The sequence below is a fragment of the Mycobacterium sp. M23085 genome (assembly GCF_045343915.1).
Classification (GTDB): Bacteria; Actinomycetota; Actinomycetes; order Mycobacteriales; family Mycobacteriaceae; genus Mycobacterium.
Genome location: NZ_CP174280.1, coordinates 3,047,062 through 3,065,321 on the forward strand (window position 1 = coordinate 3,047,062; position 18,260 = coordinate 3,065,321).

At 67.5% G+C, this 18,260-nt stretch carries 15 protein-coding genes; 9 read left to right on the forward strand and 6 right to left on the reverse strand.

Annotated features, from left to right (window positions below; translation table 11 throughout):
- Entirely contained in the window at positions 1–810 is an 810-nt protein-coding gene (locus ACIUM1_RS14015) for a polysaccharide deacetylase family protein (protein ID WP_406813295.1), read from the forward strand.
- A 50-nt stretch (positions 811–860) separates the two neighbouring features.
- Here the strand turns inward: ACIUM1_RS14015 and ACIUM1_RS14020 are convergent, their stop codons facing one another.
- Positions 861–1,469 carry a TetR/AcrR family transcriptional regulator gene (locus ACIUM1_RS14020; RefSeq protein WP_406813296.1) on the reverse strand — a complete coding sequence of 203 codons (609 nt, stop codon included), beginning with the start codon at positions 1,467–1,469 and terminating at the stop codon, positions 861–863.
- Between the two features lie 67 nt (positions 1,470–1,536).
- Between ACIUM1_RS14020 and ACIUM1_RS14025 the strand changes: the two genes are divergently transcribed.
- The 4 genes from ACIUM1_RS14025 (at position 1,537) to ACIUM1_RS14040 (ending at position 6,255) form a co-directional block, all read left to right on the forward strand.
- Positions 1,537–2,367, forward strand: a complete 831-nt coding sequence (locus ACIUM1_RS14025; protein WP_406813297.1) for an alpha/beta fold hydrolase — start codon at positions 1,537–1,539, stop codon at positions 2,365–2,367.
- A 59-nt stretch (positions 2,368–2,426) separates the two neighbouring features.
- Positions 2,427–3,197, forward strand: a complete 771-nt coding sequence (locus ACIUM1_RS14030) for an SDR family NAD(P)-dependent oxidoreductase (RefSeq protein ID WP_406813298.1) — start codon at positions 2,427–2,429, stop codon at positions 3,195–3,197.
- 401 nt (positions 3,198–3,598) lie between these two features.
- Positions 3,599–5,230: a fatty-acid--CoA ligase FadD1 gene (gene fadD1, locus ACIUM1_RS14035; protein ID WP_406813299.1), complete on the forward strand. Its 1,632-nt coding sequence runs from the start codon at positions 3,599–3,601 to the stop codon at positions 5,228–5,230.
- 14 nt (positions 5,231–5,244) lie between these two features.
- Positions 5,245–6,255, forward strand: a complete 1,011-nt coding sequence (locus tag ACIUM1_RS14040) for a LacI family DNA-binding transcriptional regulator (RefSeq protein ID WP_406813300.1) — start codon at positions 5,245–5,247, stop codon at positions 6,253–6,255.
- Here ACIUM1_RS14040 and ACIUM1_RS14045 read toward each other — a convergent pair.
- Both ACIUM1_RS14045 and ACIUM1_RS14050 read right to left on the reverse strand, forming a co-directional pair.
- Entirely contained in the window at positions 6,252–7,097 is an 846-nt protein-coding gene (locus tag ACIUM1_RS14045) for a DUF4436 domain-containing protein (RefSeq protein ID WP_406817676.1), read from the reverse strand. The genes ACIUM1_RS14040 and ACIUM1_RS14045 overlap by 4 nt on opposite strands.
- A 298-nt stretch (positions 7,098–7,395) precedes the next feature.
- Positions 7,396–9,621 carry an acyl-CoA dehydrogenase gene (locus tag ACIUM1_RS14050; protein ID WP_406813301.1) on the reverse strand — a complete coding sequence of 742 codons (2,226 nt, stop codon included), beginning with the start codon at positions 9,619–9,621 and terminating at the stop codon, positions 7,396–7,398.
- A 171-nt stretch (positions 9,622–9,792) separates the two neighbouring features.
- On the opposite strand from ACIUM1_RS14050, the gene ACIUM1_RS14055 reads away from it, so the two are divergent.
- Positions 9,793–10,389, forward strand: a complete 597-nt coding sequence (locus ACIUM1_RS14055; protein ID WP_406813302.1) for a TetR/AcrR family transcriptional regulator — start codon at positions 9,793–9,795, stop codon at positions 10,387–10,389.
- Positions 10,390–10,504: 115 nt separating this feature from the next.
- Positions 10,505–11,578, forward strand: a complete 1,074-nt coding sequence (locus ACIUM1_RS14060) for a DUF190 domain-containing protein (protein WP_406813303.1) — start codon at positions 10,505–10,507, stop codon at positions 11,576–11,578.
- Between the two features lies 1 nt (position 11,579).
- Here the strand turns inward: ACIUM1_RS14060 and ACIUM1_RS14065 are convergent, their stop codons facing one another.
- Positions 11,580–12,473: a fructose bisphosphate aldolase gene (locus ACIUM1_RS14065; RefSeq protein WP_406813304.1), complete on the reverse strand. Its 894-nt coding sequence runs from the start codon at positions 12,471–12,473 to the stop codon at positions 11,580–11,582.
- Between the two features lie 835 nt (positions 12,474–13,308).
- On the opposite strand from ACIUM1_RS14065, the gene ACIUM1_RS14070 reads away from it, so the two are divergent.
- Together ACIUM1_RS14070 and ACIUM1_RS14075 are read left to right on the forward strand one after the other, a co-directional pair.
- Positions 13,309–14,709: a PPE family protein, SVP subgroup gene (locus tag ACIUM1_RS14070; protein ID WP_406813305.1), complete on the forward strand. Its 1,401-nt coding sequence runs from the start codon at positions 13,309–13,311 to the stop codon at positions 14,707–14,709.
- Positions 14,710–14,765: 56 nt separating this feature from the next.
- A complete protein-coding gene (locus ACIUM1_RS14075) occupies positions 14,766–16,136 on the forward strand; it encodes a PPE family protein, SVP subgroup (protein ID WP_406813306.1) in 1,371 nt (456 codons plus the stop codon).
- Positions 16,137–16,230: 94 nt separating this feature from the next.
- Here ACIUM1_RS14075 and ACIUM1_RS14080 read toward each other — a convergent pair whose 3' ends face one another.
- Both ACIUM1_RS14080 and ACIUM1_RS14085 read right to left on the reverse strand, forming a co-directional pair.
- Entirely contained in the window at positions 16,231–16,803 is a 573-nt protein-coding gene (locus tag ACIUM1_RS14080) for a cytochrome b (protein WP_406813307.1), read from the reverse strand.
- Positions 16,800–17,831, reverse strand: a complete 1,032-nt coding sequence (locus ACIUM1_RS14085) for a catalase family peroxidase (RefSeq protein ID WP_406813308.1) — start codon at positions 17,829–17,831, stop codon at positions 16,800–16,802. Before ACIUM1_RS14085 ends, ACIUM1_RS14080 begins: the two co-directional genes overlap by 4 nt.
- Positions 17,832–18,260 lie beyond the last annotated feature (429 nt).

Genomic DNA, 18,260 nt, shown 5'->3' on the forward strand with positions numbered 1-18,260 from the left:
ATGAACCGTCGTCAGTTCCTCGGATCGCTCGCCGCGTCGGTCGTCGCGGGCGTCGGCGCTGCGCGCCTGATCGTCGATCCGCAGCCGCGCACGTTCGCCCAGACCCCTGCGGCCGACATACCCACCTCCGGCCCGACCGCCCCGCAGGCCCTGCTGCCGCCCCCGCCGCCGGGCGCCCGCATCCCACTTCCCGGCGGCGGTGCCCTGACGAAGATCCCCGGCGAAGGGGATCTTCTCGCGCTGACCGTCGACGACGGCGTCAACAGCGAAGTGGTGCGCGCCTACACGCAGTTCGCCAAGGACACCGGCATCCGGCTGACGTACTTCGTCAACGGGATCTACGATTCGTGGACCGACAACCTGGACATGCTTCGGCCGTTGGTGGACAGCGGGCAGATCCAGCTCGGCAACCACACCTGGTCGCACCCGGACTTGACCACGCTCTCGAAAGAGCAAGTCGCCGAACAGCTCTCGCGCAATGATGCCTTCCTGAAGAACACGTACGGCATCGGCGCGAAGCCATACTGGCGGCCGCCGTACGGGAAGCGCAACGCCGCGGTCGACGCCGTGGCAAACGATTTCGGTTACCAGGTCCCCACCTTGTGGTCGGGCTCCCTGTCGGACTCGACGTTGATCACCGAGGAGTACATCGTGCAGATGGCCGATCAGTACTTCACCCCGCAGGCGATCGTGATCGGGCACCTCAATCATCCCCCGGTGACGCATGTCTATCCGCAGCTTGTCGACATCATCCGCGACCGCAACTTGCGCACCGTCACGCTCAACGACGTTTTTCTCAAGACGCCGTAACGGGCGGCTAGTCAACCGATTTGGCCGCTGCGCCCAAGAAATTACGGCCGTCACCGAGCGGCGAACATCGCGTCGATGAGGCGGTGCAGCACCTGACCGATCTCCCGCCGGGTCCGTTGCGGGTCATCGGCGGTGGCGATCACCATGGCCGCCTCGTCGAGCGCGCCGATCAGCACGTGCGCCAACGGCCGCACCGGCTGCTCGGCCAGTTCGCCGGCCCGGATCGCCTCGGTGAGCATCTGCTCTGTCATACCGAGGCTGTATCGCTGCGCGACATCACGGAATTCTGCCCACCCGAGGACGCTGGGCGCGTCCAACAGGATCAGCTGGCGCACCTCGGGGTCACCGGACACTTCGAGCCACGCGTCGACCGCGGCCCGGACCGCCTGCGTGGGCGTGGTGGCCCCGGACTCCGCCACCACGACGGCCATCCGTGCCATCACATCCTGCTCGACGACCTCGACGACCTCGCGGAATAACGCTGCCTTGTCGGCGAATTGGTGATACATCGCTCCCCGGGTGACCCCGGCTGCGGTGGCGATCTCCGGCGTCCCCACGTCGGCGTAGCCGCGCAGGCCCCACAGCTTGCGGGCAGCCGCGATCAGCGCGTCGCGGGTCGCCGCGGAGCGTTCTTCCTGAGTCCGTCTCTTGCTTTCCATACAACCTGTTGGTAACTTACGAACAGGCAGCCTGTTTGTAAGTGTATCTCTGAAGTAGGAGTTTGTTATGTCGACGATCGACATTAGTGCCGGAACTATTCATTACGAAGCAACCGGACCCGAGGACGGCAGGCCGGTGGTCTTCGTGCACGGATACATGATGGGCGGGCAACTGTGGCGCCAGGTCAGTGAGCGCCTGGCCGCCCGCGGTCTGCGCTGCATCGCGCCGACCTGGCCGTTGGGCGCGCATCCGCAGCCGCTGCGCCGCGGCGCAGACCAGACCATCGCCGGTGTTGCGGGCATGGTCGCCGAGGTGCTCGAGGCGCTCGACCTGCGGGACGTGGTGCTGGTCGGCAACGACACCGGCGGCGTCGTCACCCAGCTGGTGGCCGTGCATCATCGCGAGCGGCTGGGCGCGCTGGTGCTCACGAGTTGCGATGCGTTCGAACACTTTCCGCCGCCGATCCTGCGGCCGCTGCTCCTGGCGGCCAAGTCGAAGACGTTGTTCCGCACCGCAATTCAGGCGGTACGCGCGCCGGCCGTGCGCAGGCGCGCGTTCGACGGCCTGGCGCACAGCAACATCGATGACCTCACCGAAGTCTGGGTGCGCCCGGCGCTGTCGATTGCGGCGGTCGCCGAAGACCTGCGGCAGTTCACGCTTTCGATGCGCACCGAGGTGACGACGACAGTGGCGGCCGGGCTGTGCGACTTCGACAAGCCGACGCTCATCGCGTGGTCGGCCGACGACGTGTTCTTCGAGCAGGAAGACGGGGTACGGCTGGCCGCGGCCATCCCCAACGCCCGCCTCGAAGTGATCGCGGGGGCCAAAACCTTTTCCATGGTCGATCAGCCCGACCGGCTCACCGATCTGCTCTCGACCATCGCAGTGCGCACCTGACCCACCGGGCTGCACGACGCCACCGCGGCGGCAGCCGCCGCCCGCGGTAGCGTCTTGGCATGTCAGACGCGACGTCTCCCCTGCACGGTCGGCGGATCCTAATCACCGGCGCGGCCACCGGTATCGGCGCGGCCGCCGTTTCGGTCCTGACGCAGGCGGGAGCCACGGTCGTCGCGACCTATCACCAGACGCCGCCACCGGACGGCCTGACGGCGCAGTGGCTGCAGTGCGACGTGCGGGAGGCCGAGGCCGTCTCGGCGATGGTCGCCGAGGCCGCGCAGCGCCTCGGCGGCCTCGACGTGCTGGTGAACGCCGCCGGGCTGTGGCAGCCGGGGATCCCCGGCTACATCGGCGCCGACGACATCACATTTCTGTTGGATACCAACGTCAAGGCGACGGTACTCACCAACCAGGCCGCCTACGCGGTGATGAAGGACCAAGACCCCAAGGGCGGTCGCATCATCAACTTCGGGTCATCCGAAGCCGTGATGGGCAGCCCGATCTCGGCCGTCTACGCCGCCACCAAGGGCGCGGTGCAGGCGTGGACCCGGTCGGCCGCCAAGGCCTGGGCCTCCGACAACATCACCGTCAACGCCCTGGCGCCCGCGGTCCAGACGCCGGGTGCCGACCGGTTGCGCGATTTCCTCGGTCCCGACGCCGCGGCCCTGATCGATCAGCAGATGCAGATGATGATCCCGCTGGGCGGCACGTTGGGCGAGCCCGCCCGCGACGTCGGTCCGATGCTGGTTTTCCTGGCCGGCCCCGGCTCCGGCTTCATCACCGGTCAACTGCTCGCGGTGGACGGCGGCCTGATGATGGTGGGCGGTTAGGCGGCCGGCAGACGAAACGCGCTCGAGGGCATCAGCTTTGGTCGTCGTGCTTCGGCGCGGCAGGCTGACGGCGGCGCCGCCGCCCGGAGACGCCCATCGAACGCGATTGTGCGACTTCGAGGCGATACTCGCGCGCGCGATTCCTGAGCAGGATCAACGACCTGTGCAACTCAAAGAGCATGGGTCCCATGATCGCCGTTGAATGCGAACGGAACGGCTGTACACGCGGTCCCCGATCGGGAATCCTGGGCGAAATAGGCATGAAAATTTCCACAACGCGAGGTGGTGCGGTGCATGCATCCGACCGCCGCCTGCCGCCGCGGTTCGGCGGTGTCAACCGGCTACTATAAGACGGACCGTCTCGTCTCGTACTACCGGCAGAGCGAAGGTGAATCCGACCGATGGCTGACGACACGATTCAGGCACTGCTGCGCAAGCGCTTCTCCGATCCTGGCGTCGCGGTGAAATACCTTGACGTGCAATGGACTTGGCATGAGTACCTGGCAGGCGCCGCGGCGCGAGCCGCCGCCCTGCTGGCCGCCGCCGACCCGCAGCGACCGATGCACATCGGCGCCCTGCTGGGGAATACCCCCGAGATGGTCAGCCAGATGGCGGCGGCCGGGCTCGGCGGCTACGTCCTGTGCGGACTGAACACCACCCGGCGCGGCGAGGCGCTGGCCGCCGACGTTCGGCGCGCGGACTGCCAGTTCGTCGTCACCGACGCCGAACATCGGCCGCTGCTGGACGGTTTGGACGTCGGTGCCGCGCAGATCCTCGACTCCTCGACACCGCAATGGAGCGATTTCGTCGACGCCGCCGGTGAGCTCAAGCCACACCGCGAGGTCACCGCGACGGACGCCTTCATGATGATCTTCACCTCGGGGACGAGCGGAAATCCCAAGGCGGTGCAGGTCTCACACCTGATGGCGACATTCGCCGGTCTCAACCTGGTCCAGCGCTTCGCCCTCACCGAGCAGGACACCTGCTACATCTCGATGCCGCTGTTTCACTCCAACGCCGTCGTCGCCGGTTGGGCACCCGCGGTGTGCTCCGGTGCCGCCATGGTGCCGGCGAAGTTCTCGGCGAGCAGTTTCCTCGACGACATCCGCCGTTACGGCGCCACTTACATGAATTACGTGGGGAAGCCGCTCGCCTACATCCTTGCCACCGCCGAACGTCACGACGACGCCGACAATCCTCTGCGAGTGGCCTTCGGCAATGAGGCCAACGACAAGGACATCGACGAGTTCGCCCGCCGCTTCGGCGTGCAGGTGGAGGACGGCTTCGGCTCGACCGAGAACGCCGTCATCGTCATCCGCGAAGAAGGCACCCCCAAGGGTTCGATCGGCAAGGGCATGGACGGGATCGCGATCTACCACAGCGACACCGTCACCGAATGCGCGGTGGCCCGGTTCGACGCAGACGGGGCGCTGGTCAACGCCGACGAAGCGGTCGGCGAGTTGGTCAACACGGCGGGTTCGGGTTTCTTCACCGGCTATTACAACGATCCGGAGGCCAACGCCGAACGCATGCGCCACGGCATGTACTGGTCCGGGGACCTGGCCTACCGGGACGCTGACGGCTGGATCTACCTGGCCGGGCGCACCGCCGACTGGATGCGGGTGGACGGTGAGAATCTCGCCGCGGCGCCGATCGAGCGGATCTTGTTGCGCCACAGCGCGATCAGCCGGGTCGCGGTGTATGCCGTCGCGGACGGACACGTCGGTGATCAGGTGATGGCCGCGATGGTGCTCAACGACGGTCGCACCCTTGCCCCCGCCGAATTCGAAGCGTTCCTGGACGCCCAGCCCGACCTGTCCCCCAAGGCGCGCCCCCGCTACGTCCGCGTCGCCGCCGACCTGCCCAGCACCGCCACTCACAAAGTGCTGAAGCGTCATTTGATCGCTCAGGGAACCGCCGTCGGGCCAGGAGAAGTGTTGTGGGAGCGCGAACCACGCGGGACCGCCTACACGGTCAGCGGTGGGCGCAAGGGCGTCGAGGCCGGCGTTGGTGGTCGCGTACCAGGTGGGTGACCCGGCGTGCCACCATGGGGCATGACCGGGCCCGGAAGGTACGCAAGTTGAGCACCAATAAAGCTGCGCGTCCGACCACCGCCGACGTGGCGCGGTTGGCCGGCGTGTCGACCGCCACGGTCAGTTATGTGCTGAACAACGCGCAGGGCCGCCGCATCTCCCCGGAAACCCGCGACGCGGTGTACCGAGCGGCCAAGCTTCTGGGTTACCGCCCCAACCTGGCTGCCCGTAATCTGGCGCGCGGCAAAAGCGGCGTGGTGCTCTACGTGGTACCGCACGTGGCCGTCGGCGAGATGCCGATGCAGGCGGGCAGCCGGATGACCGCCGCCTTGGCCCGCGAGGGTTTGCTGCAGGTGCAGATCTTCGAGACCGACGACGACCAGCACCTGGTCGATGCGATCGAGAATCTCGACCCCGTCGCGATCACCAGCCTGTTCCCCTTGAGCACGGCCGCCCGTCAAGCGCTGACGACGGCGGGCATTCCCCACATCGAGATCGGCACACTGCCCGCCCTCAACGACCCGCACCTATCCGTGGGTGAGATGCGGGTCGACCACCTGGTCGAGCGCGGGCATCGCCGGATCGCGTTCGCCTACACCGGGATTGCCCGGTGGCGTCCGCTGGGCGACTACTGGTTCGAGGGCGTTTCGCGGGCGGCGCAGTTGCGCGGCCTTCCGCCGGTGCGGGTCGACGAGGTCACCCTGGACAACGCCGCCGACGTGGTCACCGGCTGGGTGGGCGACGGGGTGACCGCCGTGTGCGCGCAAAGCGACGAGATCGCCTGCCTGGTTCTGTACGGCATCCATCAAGCACGGCTGCGCTGTCCCGGGGACCTCGCGGTGATGGGCGTCGACGCCAGCCCGATGGGCATGGTGAGCACGCCGCCATTGACCACCGTGCAATTCGATCCGTGCGCGGTTGCCGGCGCCGCGCTGGCCGCGATTTTCGAGCGGCTGGGGCACCCCGCGCAGACGTCTCCGGAACTGACCGACATCGCCCAGCTGGTGGTGCGGTCGTCGACCTAGCCGCTTCGACCCGGGAAATTCTCGGGTGCCTGCGGCGCCGCTGGGTCCCAAACGGCCGGATCGGGCCGCAGATGCCGCCACCAACAGGCGATGTACAGCAGCATCGAGACCACCAGAGCGACCAGCACCCACAGAACGATCGTCATATCGATCCAGCTGCCGAATGCCGGCGAGCCGGGAAGTGCGTTGCGCAACGGGACCACCGCGAACAGCATCGCCGCATACCAGGTCATCATCGGCGACTGAAACTTGCGCCGGTCCCGCAGCGTCTGGACGGCCACAAACACCGCCGCGCCGGCAATCGCGACCAGGATGCACAGAACGACGACCGCGAACACCATGGTGCTCGCCGATCGCTCGATCTCCACGTGGTAAGGCGCACGCGGTCGGCCATCGGTGGGTCCGGTCGCATGGACATGCCAGCCGGGCAGCCGGTCGACGATCGCGACGTGGGCGCGTTCGGGTGTTTGCGCACCGCCGACAAACAGTTCGACCGTGATCGGCCCCGCGTAATAGCGGTCGAACGGCCAGCCCGCCACATCACGCACCAGTGTCAGCGGCACGGGGAAAACGCCGGGCAGCATGCCCTTGGACCAGGTGCGTTTGACCGGCGTCGCGGCCGAGGTGACCTCGACCGTGAGGTCTTGCCGGAGGCCTTCGGTGGCCGGATCCACCAGCGCGGGTCCGGGTGAAACGGCGAGGTAGCCCTCCAGCGCGCTGTAGTCAGAGCGGATGCCTTCGACATCGAGCGTCACGGTGGTTCCACTACCGGCCTGAGGCCCAGCGCTGGAAACACGGTGCGTGACAACACCATCGATGTAGAGGGCGATCGACGTGATCATCGCGCTGACTATGACGGCCAGCAACACGACAACACCGGCTTTGATGTGTGATGTACGACCGGTAACCGCGAATTCGCGGTCAGACCGCTCGGCCGACCGCTCTCGCACCGTTTGCCTCCCGTTCAACAACCTCGGTTCATGCTAACGACCGAAGCGCGGACCACAGCATTCCTGCAGCGGCTTCCAAGCAATGCGACAGCTTAGCCTGCCGCAGCACAACCCGCCTCAGCCGTGCTGAACACGGTGCGATTCAGCGGCGCCGAACCACAAGTCGGTATCGGACGGCGGGCCCACAACTCTACTTTCGGGGCAGACCAAGAATCATCTGGGCGATGATGTTGAGCTGGATCTCCCTCGTTCCGCCGCCGATCAGCTCGGCCGGCAGATGCAGATACGGTTCCACGACCGCAGCGTCGGGGTCGTCGACCATCGCGACCAGCCCGGTCAACTGCAACGTGGCCTGAAAGGTGCGCCGCAGCAACACATTCATCGCGACCTTGGCGATGCTGGATGCCGGACCGGACGCCTGTCCGTCGAGCAGCCGAATGGTTTCCCGCACCCCGAGCGCCCTGATCGCGTTGGTGTATGCGTCGAGCTCGCCCAGCTCGCGCAAGGCGTCGTCACGATCGGGCCCGGGTTGAGCGGCGAGCCGGCGCAGGGCGACGGCCCGGTCGAACTTGACGTATCCGCTGATGGCCGAACGTTCTTCGGCCATGGTGGCGATCGCCAGGCTCCAACCGTCGGTCGGGCCACCCAGCAGCATCTCGTCGGGCACAAAGACGTCATTGAGGAACACCTCGTTGAAGTGTGCCTGCCCGGTCGCCGTCTTGATCGGCTGGATCTCCACCCCGGGGGACCGCATATCGAGAATGAAATAGCCGATGCCGCGATGCTTGCTGGCTTCGGGGTCGGTCCGCGCGAGGAGCGCACCGAGGTCGGCGTACTGCGCCAACGACGTCCAGATCTTGTGGCCGTTGATCCGCCAACCGCCGTCCACCTTGGTCGCGCGGGTTGCCAGCGACGCCAGGTCGGAGCCGGCGCCAGGCTCACTGAACAGCTGGCACCACAGGATGTCGCCGCGTTGTGTCGCCGGAATAAGCTTCTCCTGCAAGTCCTTTGGTGCGGCTGCCAACACCGAGGGCAGGATCCATTCGGCGATGTTCAGCGAGGGCCGGACCAGGCCGGGCCGCTTGGCGAACTCCTCGTCGATGATGAGCTGTTTCAACGGGCCCGCATCGACGCCCCACGGCGCCGGCCAGTGCGGCGCTATGAGACCGGCGTCGGCGATCAAGGTGCGTTGCGGCCCGGTGGCGAGGTGCTCGTAATCGCCGTGCGGCGCGGGTTTGTCGTTGCGCAGCTGCAGGGCCGCATCCAGCGTTTGGGCCACCCAGCAACGGAATTCGGATTCCGCGTCGCCGAGATTCACCGACATGTCGCGCGTCTGGGTGCAGGTGAGCTGCCCGAGCCGTCGCGCCCAGCGATTGGCCGGACCTATCGATCCGGCCAGACTGATGGCCCGCCGCCAGTACAGGTGCACGTCGTGTTCCCAGGTGAATCCGATGGCGCCGAGCATCGTCAGGGCGTCGAGTACCAGGTCCGGGATCGGCGAGATCGCGATCACAGCCGCGCCGGCGGCGGCGATTCGGTGCTGGTCGAGTGGTTCGTCCACGGCGCGGACCGCGTCCCAGGCCGCGGCGGCGGCCAGCTCGCTGTTGACCAACAGCATTGCCGCGTTGTGCTGCAGCGCCTGGAAGGTACCGATCACCTTGCCGAATTGCTCGCGGATGCGTAGGTGCGCGGTGACGGCCTGCACGCACCATTGGACGATGCCCGCGGTCATGCTGGCGACCAGTCCCAGGACCACGCAGTGGGCGCGGTCCGGATCGATGCCGGTGAGGAGGTCGGCGCCGGCCACCCGGTAGTCGTCGAGGCGCAGCCTCCCGACGTCCGCGACGAGATCCGTGCCGGAGATCGGTTCGACGGTGGCGCTGGGCTTTTCGCTGTCGACAAGCGCCCAGACGGTGTCACCGCCCCGGGTCCGGGCCCCGACCAGGATGACCCGCGCCGCGCACACGCCCGAGGCAACCTCCGAGGCACCACTGATCAACCAGTCCCCACCATCGGCGCGCGCCTGCAGGCCGCCGTCCCCGGCAAGCACCACCGCCGCGGTGACGCCGGACGCAAGGTCGCGCAGCAACGACTGTGCGCTCGGCGTCGGATCGGCGAGCAGCGCGACAGCACCGGTGGCCACCGTCGGCAGCAGCGGTCCGGGCAGCAGCGACTTGCCCGCCGATTCCAGAACGCAAGCGGCATCGATCGGCCGCCCACCCTGGCCGCCGAGGTCTTCGGGTAGATGCACGGCATGAAAGCCGTTGGCGACCAGAGCATTCCACCATTCAGGGACGCGTCCGGCCGCGAGATCGTCGAAGCTGTCCCGCGTCGCGGCAATGGGAGCGTGGCGGGCGGCGAACTGCCCCACGGCGTCGCTGAGCTCCTGCTGCTCCGGACTCAGTCCCAGGCTCACCAGGACGGCCGAGAGATAACTGGCGTTGGCCGCACGGACTGCTATCCTTTCGTTACAAGACGGACCGTCTCGTCTTGTGGAAGACTACCGGCGCGAATCAGGATATGTAAAGCGCGCCCGATCCCCGTCGAGCGGCTGTCGATCTGAGTTCGCGAAAGCGAGGACCAGCAGATGCCAACCGATTTGAGCGGGGTCAACGCACGGGCGGGCTCGCCCAGGAGACGCAGCGAGAAGTCCCGCACGGCGATCGTCACCGCCACCCGCGAACTGCTGCTCGAGCGGGGGTTCGACGGGCTGACCATCGAGGCGGTCGCCGCACGCGCCGGGGTGGGCAAGCAAACGATCTACCGGTGGTGGCCCACCCGCCCAGCGCTCGTCGCCGACGTCATGCTGGAAGACGCCGACAAGCTGGTCGCATCCGTCAACCACAGCGGCGACCTCGCCGCCGACCTGGTGGCCTGGGTGGACAAGCTGTTCACCAGCCTGACGACTCCGCGCGGCTCGGCCATGCTCCGAACCCTCACCGTCGCCTGCATGGAACACGAGGACACCGCCGTCAAACTCCGCGCGGGATTCAGTGCGCCGTTGCATGACAGCGTGCGGGCCCGGCTGCTGGCCGACGGCATCAACCAGGCCACCGCCGAATCGGCGGCGGACGCGATCGTCGGCGGGGTGGTGTACCCGATCCTGTCCGGCGCACAGCCCTATTCGCGCCGGCGCGCAGAACGGACCACCCGGCTCATCGTGGCGGCCCTCGCTGGTAGCTGACCGGCCCGGTTCCGCGCCCACCCGGACGGCCGCGCTGACGTAGCACCGTCCAACAGCGCTGCGGCGCTTGACGTCTGCGAGCGAGTAGGCTCACCGCAGGTCGACGGGAGCGGCGATGGACGACGATTGCCTGAAGCTCACCGCCTATATGGCCGAGCGTAGGCGGACCGGGGACGGCTTTGTCTCCGATGTGCTGCTCGGCATGTACGCACAGCACCGCATCGCCTGCGGCGTACTGCTGCGCGGCATAGGTGGATTCGGCACCGGGCATTATCTGCGCACGGACGAGTCGCTGACGTTGTCCGAGGATCCGCCGGTGGCGATCATCGCGGTCGACACGAGAACCAAGATCGAGGCCCTGCTCGGCCCGGTGCTGGCCGTCAAACAGCGCGGCCTGGTCACCCTGGAGCGGGCCCGGCTGCTGCACAACGACATCGGGTCACCGGAGCTGCCTGAGGATTTCCGCGACGCCGTCAAGTTGACGATTTACGTGGGCCGCAAGCAACGCGTGAACGGGTCACCCGCCTACATCGCCCTCTGCGATTTGATGCACCGCCGCGGCCTGGCCGGCGCGACGGTATTGCTCGGGGTGGACGGTGTCACACATGGAGAACGGCAGCGCGCCAACTTCTTTGGCCGCAACGCCGACGTGCCGATGATGATCGTGGTCGTCGGATCCGGTGAGCACATCGGTGGGGTGCTGCCGGAAATCGGTGAGCTGCTTCGCCGCCCCCTGTTCACCCTCGAGCGGGTCCAGGTGTGCAAGCGCGACGGCCAGTTGCTGGGACGGCCGCACGCCCTGCCTGGCAGTGACGAGCGCGGCTTGCCGATGTTCCAGCAGCTGACGATCTACACCTCCGAGTCGGCACAGCACAACGGTGTGCCGATCCACCGCGCAATCGTCCAACGGCTGCGCCAGGCCGGAACCGCCGACGGCGCGACGGTGCTGCGCGGCGTTTGGGGCTTTCACGGCGATCACCCGCCCCACGGTGACGGATTGTTCTCGCTGACCCGGCGGGTGCCCGTCGTCACCGTCGTGGTCGACACCCCGGCCAACATCGTCGAATCCTTCGCCGTCATCGACGAATTGACCCGCGACCAGGGCCTGGTGACCAGTGAGATGGTGCCCGCTCTGGTGTCCGACGACGGCGACGCGGGACCGCCGCGCTTGGCCCGGCACCCCTACTAGCTCAGCCGGCGACGGAGGCGTCGTAAATCGACTGAATCGCCTTGTCCAGGGTGGCGTTGAACTGCTCGTCGGACTGGTCGACCGACAGGCCCTCGGTGAGCGCCCGACTGAAGCTGGCGATCAATCCGGTGTTCTTCGCCAGCAGCTCGTTGGCTTCCTCGCGGGAGTAACCGCCGGAGAGCGCAACCACCCGCATCACCTTGGGGTGCTCGATCAGGGGACGGTAGAAGTTGACCTCGGTGGGCAGGCTCAGCTTGAGCATGACGCGCTGGCCCTCGGGCACGGAGTCGAGCTGCTTGGTGATCTCGTCGCGCAGGATGCTTTCGGCCTCAGCCTTATCCGAAATCGAAATGGTGACCTCGGGTTCGATGATCGGCACCAAACCGTGCGAGAGGACCTGCTGGCCCAGCTCGAACTGCTGGGCGACCACCGCGGCGATGCCCTTGGGGTTGGCGCCGCCGATCACCGACCGCTCCTTGGTGCCGAAGACGCCCAGGCCAACGGCCCGGTCCAGCAGCTCGTCGAGACCCGGGATCGGCTTCATCAGCTGGACGTCGTCGGACGCGTCCGCCAGGCCCTTGTCGATCTTGAGGAAGGGCACCACGCCTTTGGTCTCCCACAGGTAGGTGGTCGACGGCTTGCCCGCGATCTCACGGTCCATGGTCTGCTCGAACAGGATCGCCGCCAGCACGCGGTCACCGTTGAAGGCGGGCGACGTGATGATCCGCGAGCGCATCTGGTGAATGAGATCGAACATCTCCTCCTCGGAGGAGTACGCGCTGTCCTCGATGCCGTATAGGCGCAGGGCCTTGGGCGTCGAGCCACCGCTCTGATCGAGCGCCGCGATGAACCCCTTGCCCGAGGTCATCCGCTCGGCTTGCTTCTCGTTTGGCATGGAAGTTCTCCACTCCTTCGTGGTCCCGTACGGTCACGGCCTCTGCGGTGCTGCACCCTGGAAATAATCGTGCCGATCATATTCGGCCGATCAAAGCCCCAGAATGGGGGCCGTCACAGCTCGGCTTGGTCTGGCTGCGGTGCGGCGGTCTGACCAAGGAGCCGGGCGAGCAGAACGAGCGTGTGGAAGAGTACCGCGCACATGTGGGCGGGAAACGTCTCGAACAGCAGGAACGAACGCGTCGTGGCACTCGCGGAGCACCGCGAAAGCATCGATGCTGTGCGGCGCCCACCCGGTCAGCGGCTGCACCAGCACCAGGGCGTAGAGCAGATAGCCGCCAAGCGCGATGTGGGTGATCGCCCTGGGGGCACTGTGAGATCCCGTACGAACTCCTGGAAGGAACCTGGCAATTAGCTGGATATCACCCTGCCGGAGTGAGAGCGCGCAGGTCAGACTCTAAACTGGCCCCCGATCATCCAACCCCGTGGCGAAGACGCGGGGAGCCCGCCGGTGGACGCGCGATCAGCACCACCCAGAGCCACGAATTGGGCGGCTTAATCGAGCACTGCCGGAAAGGGAAACCATGCTTTCGGGGACCGCTGCGCCCGAATGCCGCGATCACCCAACGGAGGCCTTATCGGCGCTCGGCACGGCTGGCGACGCAGACGCACTCAATCAGGCCGCGACGATGACTCGGTCATTAGCTGACTGCGCACCGCGGGCTGATGCGACAAGGGTCACCATGCGTGCCACGCTTAACTCATCGGTCGATGTCATGTCCGGTGCGGGATGCACTGCTGACTCGACCGCGCTGATTTAGAGGGGTTTGCTAGCGATGGATTTCGGCAGTTATCCGCCGGAGGTCAACTCGGCCCGGATGTATGCCGGTGCCGGGGCGGGACCGATGCTCGCCGCCGCCGAAGCCTGGGACGCACTGGCCGCCGAGCTTCACGCGACGGCCAACTCTTATCAGTCGGTGGTGTCGGGATTGACCGCCGGCGCGTGGCAAGGCCCGGCGTCGGCGTCGATGAGCGCGGCGGCCGCGTCGTACGTGAGCTGGTTGCAGGCCACCGCCGCACAGGCCGAGGAGACCGGCGCCCAGGCCAGATCGGCGGCAGCCGCCTACCAGGCTGCCTTCGCAGCGACGGTGCCACCGCCGACGGTCGCCGCCAACCGCGCGCAGCTGACGACCCTGATCGCGACCAATGTGTTCGGCAGAAACACCCAGGCGATCGCGGCCAATGAAGCACAGTACGGCCAGATGTGGGCCCAAGACGTCGCAGCGATGTACGGCTACGCGGCCTCCTCTGCCACCGCGACGCAGCTGACGCCCTTCAACACTCCCCCGCAGAACACCAACCCCACCGGCGCGGCCGGCCAATCCGCCGCCGTCGGCCAGGCCACCGCAACCGCCGCCGGCAACGCGCAAAACACCGTCCAGCAGGCATTCTCCGCGGTGCCGTCCGCGTTATCCAGCGCAGCTGCCGCCCCGGCTGCCGCCGCCGACCCGCTGGGCACCATCAGCGACCTGATCGCGATCTTCCTGGACGCGCCGGCGTCCCTCGCGACCTTCTTTGCCGACATACCGTTCGCGGCGATCGGCGTGACGGCGTTCCCTTTGGACATCATCGGTGCCGGCACCGGTCTGAACACCGACCGGGTCGTCAGCCACTGGAACGGCGAAGAAACCTGGCCGAGCAACGAGAAGATCCCTCCGGCCAATTTCCCGGCCCCCATCACCGGGCCGATCAGGCCTGCGACGACGGCGCTGTCAGCGGGGCTGGGCGAAGCCAACGCGGTCGGGGCGTTGTCCGTCCCGCCGACGTGGACAGTCGCCACCCCTGCGGTTCGACCCGTCTCCTACTCATTGCCCGCGTTGGTGCAAACGTCGGCCAGTGCCGCCCCGGCCGCAGAAGCCGGTTCGTCGAGCACGTTCAGCGAAATGGCTCTGGCGGCCATGGCGGGACGCGCCATGGCCGGGACCGTTAAAGCCGGCGTCAGCCGCACCGGCAAGGCGGCGGCCAACCGGACACAGGCGGCGGCTCGCCCGGCGGGGGCGTCGGGAGCCGGCGGCAGTGCGGCCACCGGCGCCACCGGCGAAGCGCCTCCGGACAAACCTCGCGCCGTGGTCACCGGCGTCGCGGCCGAATTGCGCGACTTCGCCAAGCTGCGTGACGAAGGAATTCTGACCGACGACGAGTACACCGAGCAGAAGAACCGCCTGCTCGGTCGCTAAACCCTGCCCGCCGCCGTGCGGCGGAAGTCTTGTGCCTGGATAAGGAATGCGCAGCAATGGATTTCGGGATCTATCCGCCGGAGATCAACTCCGGCCGGATGTATGCCGGTCCGGGATCGGGGCCGATGCAGGCAGCGGCGCAGGCCTGGAGCAGCCTTGCTGACGAGCTGTACACCTCCGCGTCTGCCTACCAGTCGGTGGTATCGGAACTGACCTCCGAAGCCTGGTCGGGCCCGTCGTCCACGGCGATGACGGCCGCCGCCCAGACCTACGTGGCATGGCTGAGCGCCAGCGCCGCCCAAGCCGAGCAGACCGCCGCACAAGCCCAGGCCGCGATCGCCGGTTATGAAGCAGCGTTCGCGATGACGGTGCCGCCACCGGAGATCGCAGCCAACCGAAGTCTGCTGAGCGTGCTGGTCGCGACGAACTTCCTGGGAGTGAACACGCCGGCGATCGCAGCCACCGAGGCCCAATACGCCGAGATGTGGGCGCAGGATGCGGCTGCGATGTACGGCTACGCGGGCTGGTCAGCCGCAGCGACGACGCTCACGCCGTTCAGCTCACCACACCAGAACACCGATCCGGGCGCGACCAGCAGCCAAGCGGCCGCGGTCAACCAAGCCGGCAGTGTCGCCGCCGGCGACGCCCAGAACATCATCTCGGCGGTCCCGCAGGCGTTGTCGGGGGCGGCGGCGCCGGCCCAGGGTAACGGGCTGAACACGTTGGCCGACTTGATCAGCATCTTCCTCGGTGCGCCAGTTGACTTGTTGGTTTTTTTCTATTTCATTCCGCTGGACGCCCTGGGGGGCCCGGCGGACTACCCGTTCGCGCTCATAGGCACCGGGACTGGTTTGCACACCGATGACATCGTCGCCGGCTGGGCGGGAGAAGAGTCCTGGCCGAGCACCGGCCTGAAAACCCCCGAGGAATTCCCCGCGGTCATCACCAACCCGGGTCCGCTGGCGGGATCGGTGCCGAGCGTGTCCGCCGGTGTGGGCCGGGCCGGCACCATCGGGCGGTTGTCGGTGCCGTCGGGGTGGGCCGTGTCCGCGCCCGAGATACGCTCCGCCGCAATGACATCGCCGCTGCCCGGCTCGACTCCGGCCGCCGCGGCGACCCCACTGGAGGCGGGTTCGGCGAGTCGCTTCAACCAGATGGGCATCGCGGGGATGACCGGGCAAGCGATGGCCGGTCCGCCCGCCGCGAACGAAGCTGGGCAGGACGGCAGGCCGGTTCGCCTGACCGGCCGCTCTGACGACACCGCGGCCGCCGACGACGTCGAGGCGACACCCGCACCCCGCACCGTCATGACCGGCGTCGCGGCCGCGATTCGCGACATCGCCAAGCTGCGGGCGCAGGGGCGGCTGTCCGAACAGGAATACAACGAGCAGAAAAAGCAACTGCTCCAGATCTCGTTCGGACAGTAGGTCAGTCAGTCGGCCCCGCTGCTGGCAAAAGTTGCGAACGCGCTCAGCCCCTTCGCGTGATTCCGAAAAAAGGCCTCATGACGTCCGCAGCCCGTCACACCTCGGCTTGCTCTGGCCCGGGTGCGGCGTGACTGGTGGGCCACAGCGCCATGCGGTCGAGGAGCCGGTCGCGCAGAACGAGCGTGTGGAACAGGACGGCGCAGACGTGGGCGGTGAACGTCAGGAAAAGCAGAAAGGCGAACACGTTGTGGGCCTGCCGGAGTACCGCGAAAACGTCGATGTCGTGCGGCGCGATGCCGGGCAGCGCGAACGGCCCCACCAGGGTGATCGGCACTCGCGTCGCCGACAGCATGGCCCACCCGGATAGGGGCTGCACCAGCAGCAGGCCATACAGCAGGTACTCCGACCACGTCGCGATGCGGCGTTCGCTTCTGCTCATGGTGGCCAGGAACGGCGGTGGCCGGTGGGTGAGCCGGTTCGCCAGCCGGACCACGGCGAAGGTCAGGATCAGCAGGCCCAGGGGCCGATGGATCGCCAGCAGCAGCGGGTAATAGCTCAGGGCGGCGACCATGGTCACGCCGATCAGCAACTGCGCGATGACCATCGGCGCCATCAGCCAGTGCAGAACGCGCGACGGCAGGGTGAACCGCGCGGATCCAGGCGTCATTGCAGGATCGCCTCGACGTCGACGGCGCTGGCAGCTTTGGGTTCCTCGGCGCGACGCGTGAACGAGCGGGCGTAGACGGCGGACCTTGCGGCCAGCAGCGGGTCGTCGGAGGCGGTGATGCCGTCCGGCAGGACCAGTGGGTCGAAGTTGATGTCGCGCGCGTTGCCGGCCTCCTCGGTCTGGACGGCGGAAATGGTGATGATGCCCGCGTCGATGGTGCGCCGCCTCGACGGCCAGGGTCTGGTGGCGTCGTTGGTCGGATCGCCCGGCTCACCCACGGTGAGCACCAGCCGCCAGCTCAACGGCCTGTGCGCCAGCGTGCGGATGAGGCCGTCGAACAGGTAGTCCTTGGCCGGTGGCCCGGAGGGCGGGACTGTGACGTCGGCGCCTTGCTGTGGAATCGCGGACCACCGCACCGGCACCGTCACACCGGCACCGCTGGTGAACCGGAAGGCGTTCAGCCCGTGGAACGCGCTATCGGCGAATCCCGCGCTCGGCGGCGTCTGCTTGATGATGCGCATGGCCGCCGCGGTCTCGGGATGGCGCTGCAGGAACGCGGCCATCTGCTGCGGGTCGGGCTTGCCCGTGCCGGGCAGTGGCTTGGACGCCAGCAGCCGGTCGTAGAAGCCCTGAGGCGTGCTGTCCGGGAACACCGGGATGTTGATCATCGCGGTGCGCCACTGCTGGCCGCCCGGGCCGTCGAACAGCAGCCCCAGCCCGCGGACGGTGTCGAGCTTGTCGGCCTGGTCGGGCAGCCCGCCGGACAGCGAGAACCGGCCGATCAGGGGAACATTTCCGCGGCGGAACACCGCGGCCCGGCAGATGGTCGCGGCCGCACCGTCGCTCACGAACGTCCCCGCGGCGCTCAGGCCCTTGGCGTGGTTACGCCGGAAACCATCGTGGCGGCCGTAGGCGTGCTCGAAGCGATCCGCGAATCGGGCCGGGGTGAGAGCGTCGGGACGCAGCCAGCCGCCGGCATAGGCGAAGCCGCCGACGTCGACCGCGGCGATACCGGCCACCGCCCCCATGCCCACAAGCGCCCGCCGCCGATTCAGCCCGCTGAGAACTGAGCGCCTCTGACTGTTTTGTGACGGCTCCTCGGGCCCCTCGACACCGGCTGGCTCGCCTCCGCGATCACTGGAATCCACCGCCCACCGTCCTTCCCGTTTGCGCAGGCCACGGCCCTAAGGGCGAGAACGAACTCGGTGGAAGCCTATCCCGCACGGACCGATGTCCGGTGCCACTTCCGCGCCGGTTGTCACGCACATCCGGAGTACGTCGCGGCGGCGAAAATCGTTCAGCATTTTGAGCGGGGTACGCCGCGTGTCCTACCATTGGCTAAACACTTGTAGCTGTATCTGCATTCAGTAGCGCAGATCGACGGGGTGCGACTCCTCCGTAGGCAAGCGTGTTCCGAGGGGTTGAATCAACAGCCCCCGGTCGTGGCAGTGGCTGTT